Annotated in this window: 2 protein-coding genes; one reads left to right on the top strand and one right to left on the bottom strand. The window is 45.0% G+C overall.

Features of this window, described 5'->3' with window-relative positions:
- The coding region (locus WBV27_RS06205) for a sensor histidine kinase (RefSeq protein WP_424200372.1) at window positions 1-470 on the top strand (470 nt) is incomplete at its 5' end.
- 95 nt (window positions 471-565) lie between these two features.
- Here the strand turns inward: WBV27_RS06205 and WBV27_RS06200 are convergent.
- The gene (locus WBV27_RS06200) at window positions 566-1,468 is read right to left on the bottom strand and encodes an ROK family protein (protein ID WP_424200370.1); all 903 of its coding nucleotides are present in this window, start codon (window positions 1,466-1,468) and stop codon (window positions 566-568) included.
- Between the last annotated feature and the right edge of the window lie 160 nt (window positions 1,469-1,628).

Raw genomic sequence — 1,628 nt, 5'->3', positions numbered from 1 at the left:
AGATCATTGTGGACAGAAAGCCGTACTCCTTGGACGAACAACTGAAACAAGTCGCCATCCTTCTCTCCCCGCAGTGGAACGAAAAGAACATCCAGGTGGAAATTGAGCTCCCTGATCTGTTGTATTTCGGCAATCCCGATCTGATGCAGCACGTGTGGATCAACTTGCTTAACAACGCCATCAAATACACACCCAAAGGCGGCACCATTGTCATTTCTGGGAAGCAGGAAAAAAGCTGGATCAGCGTCTCCTTCCGCGATTCCGGCATAGGGATGACTTCGAATGAAATAGCCAATATCTTCAACAAGTACTATCAGAGCACTCCGAACGACAATGGCCGGGGATTAGGGCTAGGGCTGGCAATCGTGAGCCGGATCGTTTCCTTGGCGAAGGGCCAGATTGCGGTTGAAAGCGAGAAAGATGGCGGGAGTGCGTTTACGGTTTTCCTGCCTGACGAAATGGGCAAATAAGCACAAAGATATATGAACGTTACAATTACAAAAATAGGAATCAAAAAAGACACGGCTGCGTGTCTTTTTTGATTTCTATGATTCGATACATTACTTCAGGAATGTACTGTTTTAAAATACGAAAGTGCGCCGATCAGGTTTGCGCTGTTTGAGTAGGCGCAAACTTCAATATCTACTTTATGCAGCATTTCACCGAAGAAGCCCATTTCTTCAATTAATTGATGATATTGACTTTGGATCGTTTCAACTAAGATAGGCTGTGAGCTGATTCCGCCGCCAACTACTACTTTTTCGATATCCAAGGTTGCCTGAACATTCATGATCAATGAGGCAACCTTGCGGCAGTAGTCCTCAAATAACGACACAACCCTTTCGTCAGATCCGTTCTCGATTTCGCGAAAGACTGTTTGGCCATCATCGGGATTCTCTAACGCTAACAATCGGCCACATTCATTCACAAAATATACTGCTGACAGTTTTCTCCCCACCATCTGACCCGCTACTGGGCGCGTATCAATATTCGCATTGATGAAACTGAATTCTCCGGCCTGATCATTGGCGCCCATCAATAGGCTATTATTCAGGATGATTCCCCCACCAACGCCGCTCCCGAGGATCACAGCAGCACCATTTGCCACGCCTCTTAGATTGCCTTTTGCGTGTTCAGCCAATGCCGCTGCCTTGCCATCATTTATTACCGAACAAGGAATCGCGAATTTTGTTGTGATCAACGAAGCTAAAGGCGTTTCATGCATAAACGGCAACGCGCCGCCATAGTAGACCGTCCCATCTGATGTCACCTTTCCTGGACAACAAATCGCAACCCCAGACAGTTCGGGATGTTGGCCAATCAGACCATAAAGCGTTTCTAGCAACATTTCTTTACTTTTTGGTGTGGACACCTTATCCTGCTGCTTCAGCTCAAATGCTTCATCCACAATGGCATACTTAATATAAGTACCTCCAATATCAATTGTAAAATATTCACGTATTGCCATTTCAATTCTCCTAAAAAAGAGTCACAAACTCAGATTTGTTTGCAACTCTTCGTAATGTTATTTTGTCTCTGATTTGATGAGGACCCAATTGATTCTTATAGGATTATTCACCCATCAATTGCTTTGCACGTTGCATGACTGTTTTTCCGTCCATACGACC

It is taken from the genome of Trichococcus sp., from assembly GCF_049589555.1.
Taxonomy (GTDB): Bacteria; Bacillota; Bacilli; order Lactobacillales; family Aerococcaceae; genus Trichococcus.
The sequence above is the reverse complement of the archived record's forward strand: the minus strand, read 5'-3'. Positions and strand labels throughout refer to the sequence as shown.